General features: G+C 62.5%; 3 protein-coding genes. 2 read left to right on the forward strand and 1 reads right to left on the reverse strand.

What is annotated here, in order from left to right:
* Positions 1 to 243: 243 nt before the first annotated feature.
* Positions 244 to 1,032: a GntR family transcriptional regulator gene (locus tag AWB79_RS37785; protein WP_198399178.1), complete on the reverse strand. Its 789-nt coding sequence runs from the start codon at positions 1,030 to 1,032 to the stop codon at positions 244 to 246.
* Positions 1,033 to 1,646: 614 nt separating this feature from the next.
* Here AWB79_RS37785 and AWB79_RS37790 point away from each other — a divergent pair.
* The gene (locus AWB79_RS37790) at positions 1,647 to 2,633 is read left to right on the forward strand and encodes a malate dehydrogenase (protein WP_061172579.1); all 987 of its coding nucleotides are present in this window, start codon (positions 1,647 to 1,649) and stop codon (positions 2,631 to 2,633) included.
* Positions 2,634 to 2,790: 157 nt separating this feature from the next.
* Positions 2,791 to 3,798, forward strand: a complete 1,008-nt coding sequence (locus AWB79_RS37795; RefSeq protein WP_061172580.1) for an HpcH/HpaI aldolase/citrate lyase family protein — start codon at positions 2,791 to 2,793, stop codon at positions 3,796 to 3,798.
* Positions 3,799 to 3,942 lie beyond the last annotated feature (144 nt).

Genomic DNA, 3,942 nt, shown 5'->3' on the forward strand with positions numbered 1-3,942 from the left:
TTCGCGATTTGGCCGATCCCGATGTTCCGGTACTCGGGCCTTGGTTTTTTTACGGCTTCAGCCATGCTAGACCCCAACTTGTTAACACACTAACCCGCAATTTTAGCGCCTTTTTATTTCGCGCTGCAGCGAAGAGCCGTCGAAGAGACTGTTGCTGCGCACGCGAGAATAGCGCTGCCGCATGCGTGTTGCGGCGTGCCCCGCGAGCGCTCAGCCGGCGCTCGCAGCCCCGTTCTTCATGGATCAACTCAAGTCGTTCTGATAGTAATAACCGGTCGTCACATACCAGCCACGACGCACTTCGACAGGGCGATCGCCATAGGTATAGGACACGCGCTCGACCGATAAAAGGGGAAATCCCTGCGCGACTTCCAGAAACTGCGCAACAGTCTCGTCGGCGGCGACGGCGCGGATCTTCTCGGTCGCCCGGATCATGCGCGTGCCGAACTCGGTCTCGAACATCGCGTAAAGCGGGCCCTTGTACTCGGCAAGCCTCTCGGCCGTGAGTCCGCGAAACACCGCGCCCGGCAGCCAGATTTCATCGAGTACCGTCGTCACGCCATCAAACTGCAACAGACGCTTGATAAGAACGACGGGATCGGCGGGCTTCAGGTCCAGTTGACGCGCGATCTCGGCCGGCGCACGAAGTCGTTTGCATTCGAGCAGACGGCTGACGTGAGGATGGACGTCGCCGTCGTCGGGCAGAAGGCGCAGAAAGCGGAACTGCACGCGGTCTTCGTTGTGCGTCGCAACGAACGTGCCTTTGCCCTGACGGCGAACGAGAAGATTGTCGGCGGCGAGTTCGTCGATCGCCTTGCGGACGGTGCCCTGACTCACCTTGTAGCGCGCGGCCAGTTCGACCTCGCTCGGGATGATCTCGCCAGGCTTCCATTCGCCGGATTCGAGTCCCTGCGTGATGAGCGCCTTGATCTGCTGATACAGCGGGCTGAACGTCGGCGACGGCGTGCTGGCGGCCTCAGCCGCCGGTGCAGTGCCGTTGGGGGTCGTCGTGCTCGCCGGGTTGGAATTCATGCCGCGCATTTCAACACAAGGGCCGCCGTGCGTCCAGACTTTTCCCGTAGAATCCTATGTCTTATATAAGACATAAGATATTGTTGACTTTACCCTTCGTGGCTCCTACACTCCTTGTCGAGCAAGGGTTTGCGGGTCGTCGCGAGATCGGCTGCATGACCGGTCAGCGGGTTCGCCGCGGCAGTTTTTGCCTCGGGATCCTGCAACCGCGCTGCCAGTCAAGCATCGCGCGACATACCGCCAGGCACGCCCTTTCGCTTCCGCCTCACGCCGATCGGCCACTCGATTCGCGCACCGCTGCCTGTCCCACGCCTCGCAACGTCAAGCGCCGTCTCGAATGGGCGCGTTGCCGTCAGACCAAGCGAAATCAACGCGTCCCTCAAGAATATCCCGCAAGCCTCTCGCTCGAAGAGAAGGATTCATGGCATGGCAGTCACGCCGCATGCGCATTCATGCGGCGCGAATCTTCCGGCAAACGCGCGCAACGCCAGTCGCGTAGCCGCTTTCGGCGATTCGCGCGCGTCATGGCCGCCATGTCTTCATCAACGCTCGGCGTATCGCGCATAAAATGGCGTTTTCCCTAGCGTTCCACGTTTCGTCCAGGAGAGTTCTCAATGGCTAAGTCCGCAAAGCGCGTTGCCGTAACCGGCGCCGCAGGTCAAATCGGCTACTCGCTGCTGTTCCGCATCGCCAACGGCGATCTGCTCGGCAAAGACCAGCCCGTGATTCTTCAATTGCTCGATCTGCCGCAAGCGCAAGGCGCAGTGAAAGGCGTCGTGATGGAACTGGAAGACTGCGCATTCCCGCTGCTGGCGGGCGTCGTCGTCACGGACGATCCCAAGGTCGCGTTCAAGGACGCCGACGTCGCGCTGCTCGTCGGCGCACGTCCGCGCTCGAAGGGCATGGAGCGCAAGGACCTGCTCTCGGCCAACGCCGAAATCTTCACGGTTCAGGGCAAGGCGCTGAACGACGTCGCGAGCCGCGACGTCAAGGTGCTGGTCGTCGGCAATCCGGCGAACACGAACGCGTACATCGCGATGAAGTCGGCGCCGGACCTGCCGAAGAAGAACTTCACCGCCATGCTGCGTCTGGACCACAACCGCGCACTGTCGCAACTGGCCGCCAAGTCGGGCAAGCCGGTCGCGTCGATCGAAAAGCTCGCCGTGTGGGGCAACCACTCGCCGACGATGTACCCGGACTTCCGCTTCGCAATGGCGGAAGGCCAGGACCTCACGAAGCTCATCAACGACGACGAATGGAACCGCAACACGTTCATTCCGACCGTCGGCAAGCGCGGCGCTGCGATCATCGAAGCGCGTGGTCTGTCGTCGGCGGCATCGGCGGCGAATGCGGCGATCGATCACGTGCGTGACTGGGTGCTCGGCACGAACGGCAAGTGGGTCACGATGGGCATCCCGTCGGACGGTTCGTACGGCATTCCGGAAGACATCATCTACGGCGTGCCCGTCACGTGCGAAAACGGCGAGTACAAGCGCATCGAAGGCCTGGAAATCGACGCCTTCTCGCGCGAGAAGATGGACGGCACGCTGAACGAGCTGCTCGAAGAGCGCGACGGCGTCTCGCATCTGCTCGGCAAGTAAGCACGTTGTTCAAGCGGGAAGCCCGGAAGGGTTTCCCGTCGGCGCGAACGCTTCACGGCGTTCGCGCGTGATCCGAACGCGCTTGAAAGATTGGCGAGCGCGTCCGGATCATCGAGCAGGATCGACCTTCAATCCCATATCGGACCCCACGCCGACGATGCGCGCGCTCACTCCCGCTGAAGTGCTGTTTGACGGTGAACCGCAACCCGCTGTTCTCCCGCCCTGCGATCACTATGCCGGCAGCGAGAAGCTGATCAGGAAGTCGCTGGCGTTACAGGCGCAACTCGGCCCGGTGTTCGACATCACGCTCGATTGCGAGGACGGAGCGCAAGTCGGCAAGGAAGTCGAGCATGCGGAACTGGTCGCATCGTTCGTCGGCGGCGAGGACGACCGCTTCGGGCGCGTGGGCGTACGCATCCACGACTTCAATCATCGCGCGTGGCGTGACGACGTGCGCATCATCCTGCGTAACGCGAAGCAGGCGCCCGCGTTCATCATGCTGCCGAAGATCCGCAGCGTCGCCGATGCCGCCGAAATGGTGGCTTTCATCGAGGCATCGCGCTCCGAGTTCGGCATCCAGAAGCCCATTCCCTGTCATCTGCTGATCGAAACGCACGGCGCGCTCGCCGATGCGTTCGAACTTGCCGCCCTGCCCGGCGTCGAATCCCTGAGCTTCGGTCTGATGGACTTCGTCTCCGCGCACAACGGCGCGATTCCCGATACCGCGATGCGCTCGCCCGGCCAGTTCGATCATCCGCTGGTAAGGCGCGCGAAACTCGAGATCGCAGCGGCATGTCACGCGCACGGCAAGGTTCCCTCGCACAATGTGTCGACGGAAGTGCGCGACATGAGCGTCGTCGCGAACGATGCCGCGCGCGCCCGCAACGAGTTCGGCTACACGCGCATGTGGAGCATTCATCCGGATCAGATCAGGCCGATCGTCGCGGCGTTTTCGCCGCGCGCGGAAGAGATCGCGCTTGCGTCGGAGATCCTGCTCGGCGCGCAGCGTGCACAATGGGGGCCGACGCGCCACGGCGACACGCTGCATGACCGCGCGAGCTATCGCTATTACTGGTCGGTGCTGCGCCGCGCGCACGCGACCGGACAGACGATGCCCGACGATTGCGCGCCGCTCTTCGCTTCATCCTCTCAACAGAACAAGTAACGCCGCATCGCGAGCGTGCAAAAGGAGACTCGAGACATGACCGATTCCGCATCGACCGAAGCCACTGCCGCCGGCGCATTCAAGCCGAAGAAATCCGTCGCGCTGTCGGGCGTGACTGCCGGTAATACCGCGCTGTGCACGGTG

It is taken from the genome of Caballeronia hypogeia, from assembly GCF_001544875.2.
Lineage (GTDB): Bacteria > Pseudomonadota > Gammaproteobacteria > Burkholderiales > Burkholderiaceae > Caballeronia > Caballeronia hypogeia.

What these genes read in the sequence shown, in the direction of transcription:
- AWB79_RS37785 (WP_198399178.1), bottom strand. Translation starts at nt 1,032, where the DNA reads ATGAATTCCAACCCGGCGAGCACGACGACCCCCAACGGCACTGCACCG.
- AWB79_RS37790 (WP_061172579.1), top strand. Translation starts at nt 1,647, where the DNA reads ATGGCTAAGTCCGCAAAGCGCGTTGCCGTAACCGGCGCCGCAGGTCAA.
- AWB79_RS37795 (WP_061172580.1), top strand. Translation starts at nt 2,791, where the DNA reads ATGCGCGCGCTCACTCCCGCTGAAGTGCTGTTTGACGGTGAACCGCAA.